Origin of the sequence: Methylocella silvestris, assembly GCF_002891535.1 — a bacterium.
GTDB lineage: Bacteria > Pseudomonadota > Alphaproteobacteria > Rhizobiales > Beijerinckiaceae > Methylocapsa > Methylocapsa silvestris_A.
This window is the reverse complement of the sequence record NZ_PDZR01000015.1, coordinates 54138-71302: the sequence shown is the minus strand read 5'-3', so window position 1 is coordinate 71302 and position 17165 is coordinate 54138. Positions and strand designations below refer to the sequence as shown.

The 17165-nt window shown below is 61.7% G+C and carries 16 protein-coding genes; 9 read left to right on the top strand and 7 right to left on the bottom strand.

The window, feature by feature from the left end; genetic code table 11:
- Positions 1-30: 30 nt before the first annotated feature.
- The 3 genes from CR492_RS13390 to CR492_RS13380 form a co-directional block, all read right to left on the bottom strand.
- Positions 31-1338 carry a phage terminase large subunit gene (locus tag CR492_RS13390; RefSeq protein WP_102844242.1) on the bottom strand — a complete coding sequence of 436 codons (1308 nt, stop codon included), beginning with the start codon at positions 1336-1338 and terminating at the stop codon, positions 31-33.
- Between the two features lie 1111 nt (positions 1339-2449).
- Positions 2450-2965, bottom strand: a complete 516-nt coding sequence (locus tag CR492_RS13385; protein WP_102844241.1) for a hypothetical protein — start codon at positions 2963-2965, stop codon at positions 2450-2452.
- A 2-nt stretch (positions 2966-2967) separates the two neighbouring features.
- Entirely contained in the window at positions 2968-3309 is a 342-nt protein-coding gene (locus CR492_RS13380) for a hypothetical protein (protein ID WP_102844240.1), read from the bottom strand.
- 107 nt (positions 3310-3416) lie between these two features.
- Between CR492_RS13380 and CR492_RS13375 the strand changes: the two genes are divergently transcribed.
- The 5 genes from CR492_RS13375 (at position 3417) to CR492_RS13355 (ending at position 7850) form a co-directional block, all read left to right on the top strand.
- Positions 3417-4073: a S24 family peptidase gene (locus tag CR492_RS13375; protein ID WP_245412078.1), complete on the top strand. Its 657-nt coding sequence runs from the start codon at positions 3417-3419 to the stop codon at positions 4071-4073.
- Positions 4074-4161: 88 nt separating this feature from the next.
- Positions 4162-4482: a hypothetical protein gene (locus tag CR492_RS13370; RefSeq protein WP_102844238.1), complete on the top strand. Its 321-nt coding sequence runs from the start codon at positions 4162-4164 to the stop codon at positions 4480-4482.
- Positions 4483-4716: 234 nt separating this feature from the next.
- Positions 4717-6006 (top strand): ergothioneine biosynthesis protein EgtB, encoded by a 1290-nt coding sequence (gene egtB / locus CR492_RS13365; RefSeq protein ID WP_102844237.1) that lies wholly within the window; start codon positions 4717-4719, stop codon positions 6004-6006.
- Positions 6006-6977 carry an L-histidine N(alpha)-methyltransferase gene (egtD, locus tag CR492_RS13360; RefSeq protein ID WP_102844236.1) on the top strand — a complete coding sequence of 324 codons (972 nt, stop codon included), beginning with the start codon at positions 6006-6008 and terminating at the stop codon, positions 6975-6977. The genes egtB and egtD overlap by 1 nt, the downstream gene beginning before the upstream one ends.
- 198 nt (positions 6978-7175) lie before the next feature.
- Positions 7176-7850: a sterol desaturase family protein gene (locus tag CR492_RS13355; protein WP_102844235.1), complete on the top strand. Its 675-nt coding sequence runs from the start codon at positions 7176-7178 to the stop codon at positions 7848-7850.
- 132 nt (positions 7851-7982) lie between these two features.
- Here the strand turns inward: CR492_RS13355 and CR492_RS13350 are convergent, their stop codons facing one another.
- Positions 7983-9143 (bottom strand): glycosyltransferase, encoded by a 1161-nt coding sequence (locus CR492_RS13350; RefSeq protein ID WP_245412077.1) that lies wholly within the window; start codon positions 9141-9143, stop codon positions 7983-7985.
- A 246-nt stretch (positions 9144-9389) separates the two neighbouring features.
- Between CR492_RS13350 and mutM the strand changes: the two genes are divergently transcribed.
- Positions 9390-10268 carry a bifunctional DNA-formamidopyrimidine glycosylase/DNA-(apurinic or apyrimidinic site) lyase gene (mutM, locus tag CR492_RS13345; protein WP_102844234.1) on the top strand — a complete coding sequence of 293 codons (879 nt, stop codon included), beginning with the start codon at positions 9390-9392 and terminating at the stop codon, positions 10266-10268.
- 66 nt (positions 10269-10334) lie between these two features.
- On the opposite strand, the gene CR492_RS13340 is transcribed toward mutM, so the two are convergent.
- Entirely contained in the window at positions 10335-11072 is a 738-nt protein-coding gene (locus CR492_RS13340) for a L,D-transpeptidase (protein ID WP_102844233.1), read from the bottom strand.
- A gap of 236 nt (positions 11073-11308) precedes the next feature.
- On the opposite strand from CR492_RS13340, the gene CR492_RS13335 reads away from it, so the two are divergent.
- Positions 11309-11878, top strand: a complete 570-nt coding sequence (locus CR492_RS13335) for a PadR family transcriptional regulator (RefSeq protein ID WP_245412076.1) — start codon at positions 11309-11311, stop codon at positions 11876-11878.
- Positions 11879-11898: 20 nt separating this feature from the next.
- On the opposite strand, the gene CR492_RS13330 is transcribed toward CR492_RS13335, so the two are convergent.
- The gene (locus CR492_RS13330) at positions 11899-12891 is read right to left on the bottom strand and encodes a phosphoribosylaminoimidazolesuccinocarboxamide synthase (protein WP_102844231.1); all 993 of its coding nucleotides are present in this window, start codon (positions 12889-12891) and stop codon (positions 11899-11901) included.
- Positions 12892-12911: 20 nt separating this feature from the next.
- Positions 12912-14729 (bottom strand): translational GTPase TypA, encoded by a 1818-nt coding sequence (typA, locus tag CR492_RS13325; protein ID WP_102844274.1) that lies wholly within the window; start codon positions 14727-14729, stop codon positions 12912-12914.
- Between the two features lie 489 nt (positions 14730-15218).
- Here typA and CR492_RS13320 point away from each other — a divergent pair, with 489 nt between their 5' ends.
- Both CR492_RS13320 and CR492_RS13315 read left to right on the top strand, forming a co-directional pair.
- Complete coding sequence (locus tag CR492_RS13320; protein ID WP_102844230.1) at positions 15219-15809, top strand: gluconokinase; 591 nt, start codon at positions 15219-15221, stop codon at positions 15807-15809.
- Between the two features lie 3 nt (positions 15810-15812).
- Positions 15813-17165, top strand: coding sequence for a GntP family permease (locus CR492_RS13315; protein ID WP_102844229.1), 1353 nt, complete (start codon positions 15813-15815; stop codon positions 17163-17165).

The following is a 17165-nucleotide window of genomic DNA, read 5'->3' as shown; positions in this document are numbered from 1 at the left end:
TTTTTTCCAATGCGTCACGGCTTCAGAGGATCAGCCACGACTTCGGATTTCGGCTTCGCGGCGATAGAATTCGATGATGCCGGTTCCGTCGTCAGAACCAAACAGATGCGTCAACGCCCAGATCGCCGCGTCGGCATGATCCGGACTGCCGCCGCCGTTGTAGCCGGCGCTTGAAAATGCGCAGAGCTGGTCTTCCAGCTTGGGAAATCGGCCGACGTGATGGACCTGTCCCTGTGCGTAGCGCACCGAGACCGGTTCGGCGCGCACGGCCTTTCCCCGGCTTGCGGTGACGAGCCTAACGGGGACATTCCGATCCGCCGCCTGTATCGTCGCCCGAACCATTTCACCGCCGAAATTGCTTTCCGCAACGATGCAGTCGGCTTGATATCGGTGGAAGGCGACCACCACCCGCCTGCCCCAAACGGCCGGCGCGTCCCTGCACGATAAATCCTCCAGAATATAAGCGTCCCCGTCGACGCCCCTGGCCGCAACGACAATGCCGATTTCATCGGCTCCAAGATCGTCCCGGCCGGCGGCTCCCGATGGATCCACAGCAACAACGACCGCGGCTCTCTTATCGATGGATATGCGCTCTGCGGCGCATCGTCCCGCATCTATTCCGGCATAGGTCCAGAGCGCTCCCTCGACCTCATCCACATACACGCCTTCAAGAAAGCGCTTGCGTTGTTTTTCCGGCAAATGCGAGAGGCTTGTCAGAAATTCAGGCGACAGATTTGCCCTGTTGTCAGGCGGGTTGAGAAACGCCCGGCAGTAGCTCTCAGGATCCGGCAAAGGTTGCTTCGATACAGGGTCGCGCTTTTCTCCAAACAGCTGGTTGGTCCAATGGGTCTTGCCGACAGGGTTCAGATCAACGAAAGCGCGTTGACCGATCAGCGGCGCGATCTGCGCGAGCCGCGTGAAAGCGATAATGGCCGATGAATAGGGAATCTGCGACGCCTCATTCAGAAAAATAGTCGCGTATTCCAGCCCGAGTATTTTCTCGACGCGGTCTTTGTCGTCGAGGCCGCCGATCCAGATGCGCGATCCATTACCAAGTTCAAAATATCCGTCCTGCCGCCTCTCGCGCAGCGTCTCCTTTGGAAAGCAAAGGCGCATGACGCGCGGCAGCGTGTCCAGCGCGATGGACGCGCGGGCCGCATTGGCGTGAAAGCGCAGAACGGCATGCCGTGACTCTTCAGCCTGTAGCGCCCGTATAATGATTGCGCGGAGGATAAGGAAAGTCTTGCCCGAGCGCGTTCCTCCGGCAAGACAGGTGTAACGCTGCGGTCCCTCCAGCAAGCGGCGCGCCGCATCCTGGCCCAGGCTGAATGTCACCATGCACGATCCGTCTCGTCGTTGAAAATTCAAGTCGAAGGGCGGCGAGGCGCGCCGGCGCGATGATCGTCGCGCGACGGGACGGCAAGACGTGTTTGCTGGCGCAGGGGCCCGATAAGCTGCCGCAGCCGCATGAACTGGATCATGGCGTCGCGACGCAACAGGGGCGCTGCATACGCGCATATTGGCGTTGCATTTAGTTGCAAGTCAATGCATCCAGGCTGTAGAGGAAAATCAGATCTTACGTATTCAGCGGCATGAATGGTGTGGCCGCATGGCGCGCGCCGCGATCAACACCAGATGATCCGGTCGACCGCGCTTTGGCAGCGCAGATGAACATTGTTCGGCTTTTGCCAACGCCGCCGTCATGCGGCTCCAGAACGCCGCCGAAAGCGCCAGACGCAAGTGTGGCTCGGCATGCGCGTATATTGGCCTTGCAAACCGTTGCAGGTCAAGCCGTCAGACAAAAGCAGGATTCGTATATCTTACATTGCTCGACGCAGGCGAAGGAAGAATGAAAGGCGCGGCGCCTTTTGCGATTGTTCACAACAGAGCGGATGTCGTTGCTACGGGCCAACAGGCCGCCGCGTCAGCGATTCGTGCGTTGGCGCCCGCGATCCGAAACGGACTGCGGCAAGACGCAGACGCATCTCTGGCCCGGCATACGCGCATATTAGGGTCGCAAACCGTTGCAGGTCAACGTTCCGCGCCAGCCATCATATGACGTATCTTACAGAACTACCATGAAGTGATCAGAAGCTCTTTTGCGCGGCGTCGTGCAGCCGTCCCTGTGGCTTTGACCTAAACGCAACCTCGCATGCCGGGACGCCACAGCGCAGCCGGATCATGGTCATGATGTTGCGAGGAGATTGGATGCGCTCGCGCAATTGTGGCGCTGCACATGCGCGCATAAAGCGTTCACATTTCGTCGCGCGTCAAGTCTCTCGCGCGGTTGGGATTGCCGTGATCTTACGCCTCGATGTCGAAGCATGTGTGGATTACGCTGCGCGCAGCAGAACTTGCGACGCGCTCCACATCGACCGCCGGGGGATGGCGAGGAGTGGGTTGGGGAGACGCGTTCGTCAAATCCGACGAACGCGCCGTAGCGTGGCGATCAGAACACAAGGATGTTTCGGTCATTGAGCCATGACGCCAGATAGGAAAGAGCCTTGGCTCTTTTACGGTAGAATGTGTGGGGCGCCCATTTCTTCTCCTTGCACAAGGCTTTAACTGATCTCCCGCGCGCCGTGCGCGCCGCCCACAGGCTGGTGACGAGCGCCATGCCGCTATCGACGAGCCGCAATTGCCGCAGCCAATCGATGACGGCGTCCATCTGCGCTATTTCAGCGCTGGTCGGACGAAGCTCGCTTCGATTTAGCGTGGCGGCGCGGTCCCGGCGCTCGGCTTCGCCAAGTTCGGCCTGCGCCAGTTGATCGGCCCATTCGACCTGGTGGCGCGGCCAATGACCTCCCGGCTCTCTCGGTCCGCGCGACCGTGGCAGCCGGTCGAGCGTGACGAAGGCCTTGATGAGCGCCTTTGCGACCTGCTCGGCATCCCAGCGCTCTGGCAGACCGTTTGACTGCAGCGGGAAAGGGGCCTCGAGCGCATTGATCTTCGCATCAGGCTCCATCATCAAAATCCGTCGTCGAGAATATTGTCGATGAGGGCGGGATCGGCGGCGACGACGAGAAGAAGCAGCCGCACCATCGCCTCTCGGGTCAGGTTGCGCCTTGCCGCGGCGGCGTCGAAATGCTGTGTCGCCTCGGGGGGCAGGCGCAGGGCGAGGGCGGCGGCGGCGGCGCGGAAGGCGAGGCCAAAGCGCTGCGCCTGACGATGCACATTATTCGGGGTCGATGAAATCAGCGGATCTTCCGCGATGCGGCGCGCGTCCCAGCCCATGCCGAGCAGAAAGCCCAGTCTTGCGATGCGCTCGCCCGTCCAACGGGATTTGCGGATTTCAGTATGGATCGTCATGGCCTCTTACCCTTCCCTGGCTCCGGCGGCGGTGTTTCGCCGCGGTCAGGGTGTACGGTAAAAATACCTTAAATGTCCAGGTAAATTTACCTGATGCGCGCGGCAGTGTGTACGGTTATTCTACCTGTATGGAACTCGAAGACGTTCTCACCCGAATCGAAAGCCGCCTCGCCGTCGTCGGCCTGTCGGCCCATGCGGCCTCGCTCGCCGCGCGAAAGCCAGACGCCATTCGCAATCTGAAACGGGCGGTGAAAAGCGGCGACCGGCGCGGCGTCACCACCGAGACGCTCACGGCGCTCGCTCCCGTTTTGAAGACCACGGCCGCCTGGCTGCTTGAAGGCGTCGGCGATCCGACCCCCGGCAATCGCGTCCATGTCGTCGGGCGGATCGGCGCCGGCGCGGAGATTTTTCCCGAATTCGAGCAGACGCCGCCCGAGGGCCTCTATGAAATAGAAGTGCCCTTCCCCATCGCTTCGGACGCGATCGCCTTTCAGGTTGAAGGCGACAGCATGTGGCCGCGCTATGACCCCGGCGACGTCATCATCTGCTGGCGCGAAGGAGCCGACGCCGCGGAGGTGGTCGGCTGGGAGGCGGCTGTGCGCACCGCCGACGGCAAGCGTTATCTCAAGCGAATCCAGCGCGGCGCAAAGGCCGGCACCTTCGATCTCGAAAGCCACAACGCCGCGCCCATTCGCAGCGTCAAAATTGAGTGGGCGGCGGCGATCCAGGGGGTTGTCCGAGCCGGTCAGTGGCGCAGGCGATAGCGGTAAGATTGCTTGTCGTAAGGTTTTAATACCGTTTTATAGGTAATAATACCTGCTATTCTGCTTTGGCCTTTCGCCGGAGCAGACCATGCCGCCTCCCGTTTCCGCCCGCACATCCCCTCCCCGCGCGCGCCTCGAAGCGCTCCTTCACGCTCGAGCCCGACAAACCGTCACTCATCTCGTCAAATGCCGAGCCCGCGCCTACGCTGATCGTCCCGCCGATCTCGACGCCATTGCGCCAGGTCTCTCAGAGGCTCCGCCGCAAACGCTGATTGCCGTGGGCGAAGATCTCATGGCGATCGAGCGGCTCCAGCCGCGGCGCTGGTTCGGCTTCGGCAGCGAAGCCCCCGCCGTCAATGCGAAGGCGCTGATGGTGCTTGGCCGCGCCTTGCGCCGGCGCGCGACGTGATGACGCGGCTCTTCCACCTCGTCGCCAAAGCATGATCGACAGGGCTTGTTCGGCGCGCGCGCCACCCCACATCCATCGCGATCGCCATCCCACGCCGTCGCCCATTGTTCCGAACCTGGAAGAGATCGCCGGCGTCTGCCGCGCCCTCCGCATGCAAAGCACGAAGCGGAACCCGCTCCGTGATATCGCAGTTATTAACGTGCGCCGAGAGAGCCACGCCTGGAGACATCGAAAATGAGCGCACCGGCAATATCGTCTCCTGAGCTCGCCCCACGACCTCCCCTCGCCAATCTGGCTGACGATCTATTCGCGGTTCGCCGTCAAACGCTAGCGCTTGCCTCGCATCTCGGGCCGGAAGATCAGGCGGTCCAGGCGAACGAAGACGCCAGCCCCACCAAATGGCATCTTGCGCATACGACATGGTTCTTCGAAACCTTCGTGCTGAAGCCCTATCTTCCGACCTATCGCGTCTTCGACGACCGCTTCAATTTCTGTTTCAATTCCTATTACGAGCAACAGGGCGCGCGCCAGCCGCGAGCGCTGCGCGGTCTCCTGACGCGGCCGACCGCGCCGGAAGTTTTGGCTTATCGCGCCCATGTCGACGAGCAGCTCCACGCGCTTTTTGCCTCGGCGCGGTCGGCTGACCCGGAGCTTTTGAGCAGGGTGGAAATCGGCGTCAATCACGAGGAGCAGCATCAGGAGCTGCTGCTCACAGATATTCTTGCGCTCTTTGCGCAAAACCCGCTGCGTCCCGCCTATCGAGAAAGTCCAAAACCCTGCGCGCGTCACGACGTCAACGAAATGGCCTATCTGTCCTTTGAGGGCGGCCTCCGCTTCGTCGGACATAAGGGAGACGACTTCGCCTTCGACAATGAAGCCCCCCGGCATCAGGCCTTGCTGCGGCCCTTTAAACTTTCCGACCGCCTTGTCGCAAATGGCGAATGGATGGAGTTCATGGCGGATGGCGGATATCTGACGCCGACGCTCTGGCTCTCCGATGGATGGGCGAAGGTGACGAAGGAAGGCTGGCGCGCGCCGCTCTATTGGGAGCAGCAGGACGATCATTGGCTGCAGATGACGCTTTGGGGCTTGCAAACGATCGATCCGGCGGCGCCGGTCGTCCACATCAGCTATTATGAGGCGGACGCCTTCGCGCGCTGGGCCGGCAAAAGGCTTCCGACCGAATTCGAGTGGGAGACCGCCGCGGAGGGCATCGCTGTCGCCGGAAATATGCTGGAACAGGACGCGTTGCGTCCGCTGCCCGCGACGCCGCGCGGAGGGCTGCGCCAAATGTTCGGGGACGCATGGCAATGGACCCAGAGCGCTTATGCGCCCTACCCGGGCTACCGGCCGCAGCCCGGCGCGATCGGCGAATATAATGGCAAGTTCATGTGCAGCCAGCAGGTGCTGCGCGGATCGTCCTGCGCAACGCCAAAGAGGCATGCGCGCAAAACCTACCGAAATTTCTTTTACCCGCACCAGCGCTGGCAGTTCAGCGGGTTGCGGCTGGCGGACGAGGCGTGATGTCGCAGATCGCAGAACAAAAGCTCGGCAGCGTCCAGGACGCCGCAACAAGTCCCATTGCCCAGATCGTCCTCGACGGCCTCTCGCGCCCGCAAAAGACCCTGCCGAGCTTTCTCTTTTACGACGCGCGCGGCAGCGATCTCTTCGAAGAGATTACGCGTCTGCCGGAATATTATCCAACGCGCACCGAGGCGGCGATCCTCGTCGAAGCGGCGCCCCAGATCGCCGCTCATACGCCGCCCGGCGCGGTGTTGGTCGAATATGGATCGGGATCGAGCCGCAAGACGGAAATTCTTTTGGACGCGCTGCCCAATCTGGCCGCCTATGCGCCGATCGACGTGTCGCAAAGCGCGTTGGCCGAAGCGTCGGCCCGGCTTGGCCGCCGTTTCCCGACCCTACGCGTCATTCCGACGCTCGGCGATTTTTCCGCGCCCCTGATCCTGCCCGCCGGCCTGTCGCGGCGGCCGCGGACGGGCTTTTTCCCCGGCTCGACGATCGGAAATTTCGCGCCGGCCGAGGCCGCTGCTCTCCTGACCCATATGGCGCAGGGACTGGGTCATGGCGGCAAACTCATCATCGGCGTCGATCTTTTGAAGGACGTCTCCGTCCTCATCCCGGCCTATGACGACGCCTCCGGCGTCACCGCTGCGTTCAATCTCAATATTCTGGCGCGCCTCAATCGGGAGCTCGGGGCCGATTTCGATCTGCAAAGCTTCCGCCACGAAGCCCGCTTCAACGCGGCCGAGGGCCGGATTGAAATGCATCTCGTCAGCCGCCACCGGCAAAAAATCGCCCTGCTCGGTTGCCTGTTTCCGTTCGAAGCCGGCGAAAGCATTCATACGGAAAACTCTTACAAATATTCGATTGCGCAATTTAAGGCTTTGGCGGAACTGGCGGGATGGTCCTGCCAGCGGGTGTGGACGGACGAAGGCGATCTTTTCAGCGTCCATGAACTGCACCGCGGCGTTTGACGTTCCATCTCCCGTCCGCGCAAAGCTGTTCCGGTCGGATCGATTCGATCGGACGCAGAAGGCGATGAGCGGTCTCATATTCCGGCGCGATCTATCGACGCGGAGGGCCCATCCAGCTGAGCGATTGATCTGAATCTTTGGATTTGCGGCAAATTGCTTTAAGACGCTGGGTTAAGGCCGCGCGGGAGCCATGCCGATATGACGCAGACCAGAAACAATTTCGACTACACTATTCCGCAGCATGTCGACCGCCTGAAGGCTTCGCCGCGGCTATTCGAGAACGCCTTGCTGGACAAGCTGTCCCGCGTCCATTGGTCGACGCCAGTTTTCGTCTATACGCCCGTCATTATCCTGCTCGCGGTCTGGAGCCTTCAGGCTTTCAGTTTTCCCGTGGTCCTGATTGCGGGGGCATTCGGCTATCTTCTCTGGACGTTGACGGAATATTTCGGCCATCGCTTTCCATTCCACTACAAACATCCGAGCAAAATCGGCGCGCGCCTGCATTTCCTGGTTCACGGCGTCCACCATGATCATCCAAACGATCCGCTGCGGCTCGTCATGCCGGTGCTGCTCAGCATTCCGATCATGCTGATCGCCTTTCTGGTGGTCCGGGTGCTGTTCGGCCTGCCCTACGGCTATCCCGTACTGATGGGCTTCATCATCGGCTACCTCGCCTATGACATGGTGCATTATTATACGCATCATGCGCATCCGACGACGCGCCTCGGCCAGACGCTGCGCCGCCTGCATCTGATGCATCATTTCCGCGATCCGACGCGCGGCTTCGGAGTCAGCGCGCCCTGGTGGGATTATGTGTTCGGAACGCAGCATGAGAAGCAGAAGCGCGAGCGCGCCGCCGACGCCGCCGATTGAAGGCGGCGCCCGAACTTTCCGGAGCGCTTTCGATCGAATCGGAGCATTCGGCCGACAAAAGAAATAGCTTCAGATTCAGAAGCTTGAGGATATTTAGGTCAATCAGATTTATTCAATCTGGGCGCATATGCTCTAGACTTGCTCGCGCGATGACCTGTTTTGCCGGGGCGCCAGAGCGCCGCTGCGCGCGTCGAACTTATGGCTCGCCCAGATGACCTCATGCGTCGTCCAGCCGCGCAGCCAAGCGCTAAGCGCCAGCGCTTCCCGACCAAGATAAGCCAACGGCGACCACAGGGAAATCTCCCAGCCCTTGGCGGCGGCAAAAGCCGTTTCGGCGCAAAACCATCCGCCGAGCGTGACGCCAAAAGCCGCCGGGGCCGGCCATCCGAAAAGCGGCGCGGCAAGAGCGGCCGCAATCGCGGCCGGCAAAGGACTCGCAAGCGGCTCCAGCGCGTAGGATAATTCATTGGCGCGGCGGATCACCGCCCAGCGCGCCTGGCGTTGAAAAACGGCTTTGAGACTGCGCGCGCCGACCTCTTGGCGGATGGTGCGGTGGGCGAAAACAGTTTTGAGGCCGATCCGCGCCATGGCCATCGAGAGGGCCGTATCCTCCGCCAGATTTCGGCTCATCGCCTTGACGCCGCCCGCGCGTTCGAGGTCGCCGCGTCGAAAAACCATCACCTTGCCAACGCCAAAACCAAGTCCTAGCGCCGAGGCCGAAAGCAGGAGGCGGGCATGCGCGTTAAGAAGGCTCGCCTCGATCCTGGCGGCGAAACCTTCCGGCCTGACGGCGACGGGAACGCCGACCACGAGGCCGACGTCCGAGGTCAGATTTTGCAGGAAAGCCGTCATGACGTCCGGGTCGAGCGCGATGTTTGAATCCTTCGTCATGACGACGTCATGGCGAGCCTCGACCAGAGGCGCAGCGATATTGTTCAGCTTCGGGCTGATCGCGAAAGCGCCGGACGAATGGATAAACCGGCAGGGACGGGAGGGATGCTTCGCCGCAATCCGCCGCGCTGCCGCCAGAGCCGGAGAGTCCACCTCGGCCGCGCTGATCAGAATTTCAAAATCGGGATAGTCCTGCGTGAAGATCGAGCCCTGCGTAACGTCAAAGCCGGGATCGACATGTTTGATCGGCAGGATCGCCGAGACGGGCGGACGGGCGGTTGCGCTCGCGCGCCGCCTTTGAATATAGGGCTGGGCAAGGCCGCAAACGAAGGTCGTCAAAAGCAGCGCCAGGGCGACGCAAAGCCAAATGGCTCCAGCAAAACTCAAGACTGTCGCGACCATGATCCAAATCCAAGCGCGCCATGCGCGATCTGCGAAACTCAGCCGATCCAGCGCCGATTCGCCTTGACCTGAAGCGTCTTGAGCAGGAGACAAATGGCCGCGCGTCCCGCGGTTAAAGCATTTTAGCGCCACAGGCGCCATCCCGAGGCTTCCCCTGCTCTCTGCGGCAAAGACCGCCTTCCGCCTTTGCCAAAGCATGATTGCAAAAGCTTGCGGAGTTTTCGGCGTCATGCTTTTGGATGCGCGATGCCCGAATTGCCCGAAGTCGAAACCGTGCGGCGCGGACTGGAGCCTGTGATGGTCGGCGCGCGCATCCTGAGCGTCGATCAGCGGCGGCCAGATCTCCGCTTTCCCTTCCCGGACCGCTTTCCTGAGCGCCTCGCCGGCCGGCGCATTCTGGTGCTCGGCCGCAGGGCTAAATATCTTCTGGCTGATCTCGACGACGCCAATGTCATCATCATGCATCTTGGCATGTCGGGCTCCTTTCGCATCGAGCAAGCCGGCGTCGCGAAAAACCTCTCGGCCGGCGGCCCGGCGCCGAAAAACGCCCTGCATGACCACGTCGTCTTCGCCCTCGCCGGCGGAGCGCGCATTATCTACAATGATCCGCGCCGCTTCGGCTTCATGCAGATCGCGCCGCGCGCGGAATTGGCGGCCCATCCGCTCTTGCGATCACTTGGCGTCGAACCTCTTGGCAATGAATTGAGCGGCGCGGCGCTCGCCCGGCTGTTCGCCGGGAAAACAACGTCGCTTAAAGCCGCGCTGCTCGATCAAAGTCTCGTCGCCGGCCTTGGCAATATTTATGTTTGCGAGGCCTTGCATCGCGCCGGCCTGTCGCCCCTGCGCCAGGCCGGCAGCCTGACAAGACAATCCGGGCAGCCGACGGAACGCGCGAACCGGCTCGCCGAGACGATCCGCGAAGTGCTCGAAGAGGCTGTCGCGGCGGGAGGCTCCTCGCTGCGCGATCATCGCCAGGTCAATGGCGCCCTGGGGTATTTTCAGCACAGCTTTCGGGTCTACGATCGCGCGGGGCATCCTTGTCCGACGCTTCGCTGCGAAGGCGAAATCACGCGAATCGCGCAAGGCGGCCGATCGAGCTTCTTCTGTAGCCTGTGTCAAAAATAAAACGCCCGACTCATGAGCCGGGCGCCGCTGCTTTCATCCTCCGCGCCGCAACGGGCTCGGATCAAATCAGGAATGGGCGACCTTCATCGGCTGAGCCGAGCCAAGGACGACCACCTTTGTTCCAACATTTGTGCGCTGATACAAATCCATCACGTCCTGATTGACCATGCGAATACAGCCTGACGAGACGCTCTGCCCGATCGTCGCCGGTTCGTTGGTGCCGTGGATGCGATAAAGCGTGTCGACCTTGCCCTGATAAAGATAATGGGCACGGGCTCCGAGCGGATTGCTTGGGCCGCCCGGCATGCCGGTACCGCTCTGCAGCTGGCTCATCTGCTTCAGCAATTCAGGGCGGCGCTCCAGCATTTCCTTCGGCGGATACCAATCCGGCCATTCCTGCTTGCTGTTAACGGTTGAATCGCCCGACCAGGCAAAGCCTTCCCGGCCGACGCCGATGCCGTAACGCATCGCCTTGCCGCCCGGCTGGACAAGATACAGATAATGCGCCGCCGGGTCGATGACGATTGTTCCTGGCGCCTCGGCGCCGGAGTAGGAGACTTCCGCGCGGCGGAACGCGGGGCCAAGATCGGATTGCCTGACGGCGGGAACGACGAATTTGCCGTCCTTTAGCTCGCCATACATCGAATTGAAGTCGCCGCCCTGGGACACAACGGCGCCCGCGGGAGCCGACGCGGGAACATTCGCAGCGATCTGACTTTGTTGGCCGCCGACGCAGCCGCCAAGGCCTAAAGCTGCTGCAGAGGAGACGCCAGCGAGAAGGGAACGGCGGTTTAGCTGAGTCATGGGGCGATTCATTGGTTAAAGGAATGGAATTTCCAGCAAGATAAAGCAGAAAAACCGGCGGCGATATTGCACAGAAGTCACGCCTTAAAATTCTTTGAACTTAATGCTTGCGGCCCACCCGCGCGGCGCAGCGGAGGTTTTTCCGAAAAATCGCTTGCAATCCCAGAAGTTCGATATATCTTTTGAGTTCGATATATCTAGATACAGTTTTAGATAATCTGCAAAAGGAAAAACAATTGAGATTTCACCCCTATTTCCACGCTTTCGCCCATCGCGAAGATGGCTCGCGCCGCGAGGGATGCGGTCCTGCGGGGCTGTTTCGCCGTCACGGCCGGCCGGGCGGACGGCAGCGCATGTTCGAGCAGGGCGACCTTCGCTTCGTCGTTCTGAAATTGATCTCCGAGAAGCCTTCGCACGGCTATGAGATCATCAAGGCGATCGAGGACCGGCTCGGCGGCGCCTATGCGCCAAGCCCCGGAGTCATCTATCCGACCTTGACGCTTCTCGAAGAAATGGGCGCGATCCGGGTCAAGGAGACCGACGGTCCGCGCAAACTTTATGAGATAACGCCCGACGGCGAGACGCTGCTGCGCGACAAGGACGCGACCGTCTCGGCGATTTTCGAGCGCATGGCCGATATCAATACCCGCCATGGCGGCGGTCCGGCGCCGCAGGTCATCCGGGCGATGGAAAATGTGAAGACGGCGCTCCGTCTTCGTACGTCGCGCGGTCCGCTCAGCGCGGACGAACTCGCCCAAATCACCGCCATTCTCGATGAGGCGGCCAAGGCGGTCGACGCCAGCTGAACGGCCGCGTCCCGGACCGCCTATCGCGTCCAGTAAAAGGCGAGACTGGCGCGGATCCGATCGAGCGGGGCGATCTGGTCCTCGGGAAAGACGAAGCTTCTGGCGGTGATCGTCTCGAAGGTGCGGATATACGTCGCGGCAGCCTCGAGGATCACTTCCGGCGGGATTGCCGGGATCGGATCACGATAGGGATCGCAGCGGGCGCTGACCCAGTGGCGAATGAAATCCTTGTCGAGACTATCCGGCGGCTCGCCGCTTTCGAGCCGCTCCGGATAGGTTTCCTCCAGCCAGTAGCGGCTGCTGTCCGGCGTATGGATTTCGTCGGCGAGAACGATATGGCCTTCGGCGTTGAAGCCGAATTCATATTTCGTGTCGGCGAGAATGAGGCCGCGCCCCGCGGCGATCTCGCGCCCACGCGTAAACAGCGCCAGCGCCTTTTCGCAGACGTCTTCCCACTGCCGCGGCGTCAAAAGCCCGGACTCGAGAATTTCGTCCGCCGTCAGCGGCGCGTCATGCGAGCCATGCCCCGCCTTGCTGGTCGGCGTGACGATCGTCTGCGGCAGCTTCTCATTGGCTCGCATGCCGTCCGGAAAGTCGAGCCCATATATCCGCCGCGCGCCGGCCCTGTACATCGTGAGGATCGACGTCGCCGTCGAGCCCGCGAGATAGTCCCGTACAATGATTTCAACCGGCATCATCTCGAGCCGCTCGACGACCACCACATTGGGGTCGGGATTGGCGCGGACGTGATTCGGGCAGATATCGGCGGTCGCCTCGAACCAGAAGCGGGCGATTTCAGTCAGTACCTGCCCCTTGAAGGGGATCGACGCCAGATTCTGGTCGAAGGCGCTGACGCGGTCGGTCGCGATCAGGATGCGTTCGCCATTCGGGAGATCGTAATTCTCCCGCACCTTGCCGCGATAATAATTCGGCAACTCGGGGATGAAGGCTTCCTCGAGCACATAGTCGCGGTAAGGAGCAAGGCCTGCGGCGTCGATGCGCGGGGGGGTCATCGCATCCTCTCCGCTCTGGCTCAGGCGCTTTCCTTGGTCCGGACCGCGCGCTTGCGGTCGTTCGGATCAAGGAACAGCTTGCGCAGCCGGATCGACTTCGGCGTCACTTCGACGAGCTCGTCTTCCTCGATATAGGCCAGCGCGCGCTCGAGCGTCATCTTGATCGGCGGCGTCAGGCGCACAGCTTCGTCCTTGCCGGCGGCGCGGATATTGGTCAGCTGCTTGCCCTTCAGCACATTGATTTCAAGATCGTTCTCGCGCGTATGCTCGCCGACGATCATGCCGCGATAGACCTTCCAGCCGGGCTCGATCATCATCGGGCCGCGATCTTCCAGCTTCCACATGGCGTAAGCGACAGACTCGCCGGTATCGTTGGAGATGAGGACGCCGTTGCGCCGGCCGGCGATCTCGCCCTTCCACGGCGCATATTCATGGAACAGCCGGTTCATGATCGCGGTGCCGCGCGTGTCCGTCAAAAGCTCGCCCTGGTAGCCGATCAGGCCGCGCGTCGGCGCGTGAAACACGAGCCGCAAGCGGTTGCCGCCGGAGGGACGCATCTCGATCATCTCGGCCTTGCGCTCGGCCATCTTCTGCACGACGACGCCGGAATGCTCCTCGTCGACGTCGATCACCACCTCTTCGATGGGTTCGAGAATGGAGCCGTCTTCAGCCTTCTGGAACACGACTTTCGGCCGCGACACGCTGAGCTCGAAGCCCTCGCGGCGCATGGTCTCGATCAGGATCGAGAGCTGCAATTCGCCGCGCCCGGAGACGATGTAGGAATCCGACCCCGGCGAATCCTCGATCTTCAGCGCGACATTGCCCTCGGCCTCCTTATAGAGGCGGGCGCGGATGACCCGGCTCGTCACCTTGTCGCCTTCGGTCCCCGCGAGCGGCGAATCATTGACCGAGAAGGTCATCGACAGGGTCGGCGGATCGATCGGCTGCGCCTGCAGCGGCTCGGTGACTTCCGGCGCGCAAAGCGTGTCGGCGACGTTGAATTTTTCGAGGCCGGCAATGGCGATGATATCGCCCGCTTCGGCTTCCTCGATCGGCGTGCGCTCAATGCCGCGGAAGGCGAGAATCTTTGAGACGCGGCCCGTCTCGACGATATTGCCCTTGCGATCCAGCACCTTGACGGCCTGATTGGGCTTGATCGAGCCGGCGAAGACGCGGCCCGTCACGAGGCGGCCGAGATAGGGATTGGCCTCGAGCAGCGTGCCGAGCATACGGAAGCCGCCCTCTTCGATGCGCGGCGTCGGAACATGCTTCAAGACAAGATCGAACAGCGGCCCCATGCCGTCTTTCGGCCCCTCGGGGCTGTCCGCCATCCAGCCCTGCTTCGCCGAGCCGTAAAGAATGGGAAAATCGAGCTGCTCGTCGGTGGCGTCAAGCGCTGCGAAAAGATCAAATACCTCATTGACGACTTCGGTCACGCGGGCGTCGGGCTTGTCCACCTTGTTGACGGCGACGATCGGCTTCAGGCCGATCTTCAGCGCCTTGCCGACCACGAATTTGGTCTGCGGCATCGGTCCTTCGGAGGCGTCGACGAGCACGATCGCGCCATCGACCATCGACAGAATGCGCTCCACCTCGCCGCCGAAATCGGCATGGCCGGGCGTATCAACGATATTGATGCGGGTGTCGCCCCAGGCGATCGACGTCGCCTTGGCCATGATCGTGATGCCACGTTCTTTTTCGAGATCGTTGGAATCCATGACGCGCTCAACGACGCGCTGGTTTTCACGAAATGAGCCCGACTGCTGCAGCAGCCGGTCGACGAGAGTCGTCTTGCCGTGATCGACGTGAGCGATGATAGCGATATTGCGCAGCTTCATAGGTGCAGTGTCTCGATCGAGCGCCAGGTTTTGCTCCGGCGCATAAGGCAGAGAGCAAACGCCAATAAGGCGAGCCTTCGCGCTCAGCGGCATAAAGCTGAGCCGGCCCGCCAGCGATTTGGGATATTTTTCGCGTTGCAACAATTCAATATACGAAATGCGGCGATTTGAAAACCGATATAATCGACGCTTCCGTTTCCGCCAGACCGGCATGATCTTTTGAGCGCACGCGCGCGGCCGCAGACCGCCTAGAAACCCCTGCAGGCCAAAGGCCTAGGTTCGGCTTCGGCGGCCTGACTTTTGTCTTCCGGCCGTCCCTTGCAAGCGTTAAATTGAGCTGAACGCTATAAAAGCGCCGCGCTCGGAGCATGTCCCGTTCAGATGGAATCATCTGGACGATAAGGACATGCTCCAACTTATTGACGTGGAGCGATTTCTTGTCGGTCACATGTTTCCATGTGACCGGAAAACGCTCTAAGGGGGGGGAATATGGACCGCGCAATCTCCGCCCTCGCCGTCATGGGCGTCGCCGGCTGCGGCAAAAGCTGCGTCGGCGCCGCCATCGCGGTCCTCAGCGAGGGGCGTTTGATCGAAGGCGACGCCTTCCATCCTCCGGCAAATATTGCCAAGATGAGCGCAGGCGCGCCGCTGACGGACGAAGATCGCGCGGGCTGGCTTGATCGCCTGGGCGAGGAACTCGTCGCCTGCCTTGGCGCCGGCGAACGCCCGGTCCTCACCTGCTCCGCGCTCAAGAAGCGTTACCGCGATACGCTGCGCCATGCCTTGCCGGGGCTCGGCTTTGTCTATCTTGAATTGACGCCCGAGGTCGCGGCGGCGCGCGTCGCCAACCGGCCGGGGCATTTCATGCCGGCGAGCCTCATCAAAAGCCAGTTCGACGCCCTCGAACCGCCGCATCGCGAAGCGGCGACCTTGACGCTCGACGCAACGCTTCCCCTCGAAATACTGGCCGAACGCGCCAGCCAATGGTGGCGCGCCTCCAACACTGCGGGCGGCGCCAATTCAGCGCAGCCGGAGCGCGGGGAAACCTATCGGTCGTTGCGCGACACGAGCGGGGCCTAACCCATGTCGGAGATCACGCGCGAGACCTATCTACTTCTCGACGCCGCCGTTACGATTATCGGCCTCGTGTTGCTGATCACCAATTTCAAGGTTCATCCCTTTGTCGCCCTGATTCTGGCCTCAGTTTTTCTCGGCCTCACCTCCGGCATGGCGGTGGATCTCATCATGAAATCCTTCCAGGAAGGGTTCGGCGGGGTCCTCGGTTTTGTCGGCATCGTCCTTGGCCTTGGCACCATGCTCGGCAAGCTGATGGCCGAATCCGGGGGCGCCGATCAGATCGCCCAGACCCTGATCCGCTCCTTCGGCCGGGAGAAAGTGCATTGGGCGATGATGCTGGCCGCCTTTCTCGTCGGCATCCCGCTTTTCTTCGAAATCGGCTTCGTGCTGCTGATCCCGCTGGTCTTCATCGTCGCGCGCCGCTCCGGCGTTCCCCTGATCAAGATCGGCATCCCGTTGCTCGCCGGCCTTTCGGCGGTGCACGGATTGGTGCCGCCCCATCCCGGACCGCTGCTTACCGTCAGCGTGTTCGGCGCCGATATCGGCAAGACGATCCTTTATGGCCTGATCGTCGGCCTGCCGGCCGCCGCTGTGGCCGGGCCGATCTTCGGCTCGTTCATTTCGCGCAGCATTCCGGGGCATGTCGCGCAAGATCTCGCCGATCAGTTCGTGCAGGACACTAAATATTCAAGCCTGCCGAGCTTTAGCGTCACGCTGACGACGATCCTGCTACCCGTCTTGCTCATGCTGCTGAAAGCGCTGGCCGATGTTCTGTTCGCGACCGGCAGCCCTGTCCGCATCTGGATGGATCTGATCGGTCATCCCATTACGGCGCTTCTGGCGGCCTTGCTGCTGGCGTTCTACACCTTCGGCTCGGCGCGCGGCTTTTCGCGCGAGCAGATAGGCAAGCTCCTTGATGCGAGCCTGACGCCAATCGCCGCCATCATGCTCATCGTCGGCGCCGGCGGCGGCTTCAAGCAGATGCTGGTCGCCAGCGGCGTTGGCGACGTCATCGGCCATCTCGCCGTTCGCGCGGAAGTCTCGCCGATCCTGCTCGCCTGGCTCGTCGCCGCGGTCATCCGCATCGCGACGGGATCGGCGACGGTCGCGACCATCACCGGGGCCGGCATCGTCGCCCCGGTGGTGGCGCTCGTCCCGGGCGTCAACCGGGAGCTTCTGGTGCTCGCCACCGGCGCCGGATCGGTGGTGCTGTCTCACGTCAACGACGCGGGTTTCTGGCTGGTCAAGCAATATTTCAACATGACCGTCGCGGAGACCTTCAAGACGTGGACGGCGATGGAGACGATCCTTTCGGTCGTCAGCCTCGGCCTCATCCTGCTGCTGGCGCATTTTGTCTGA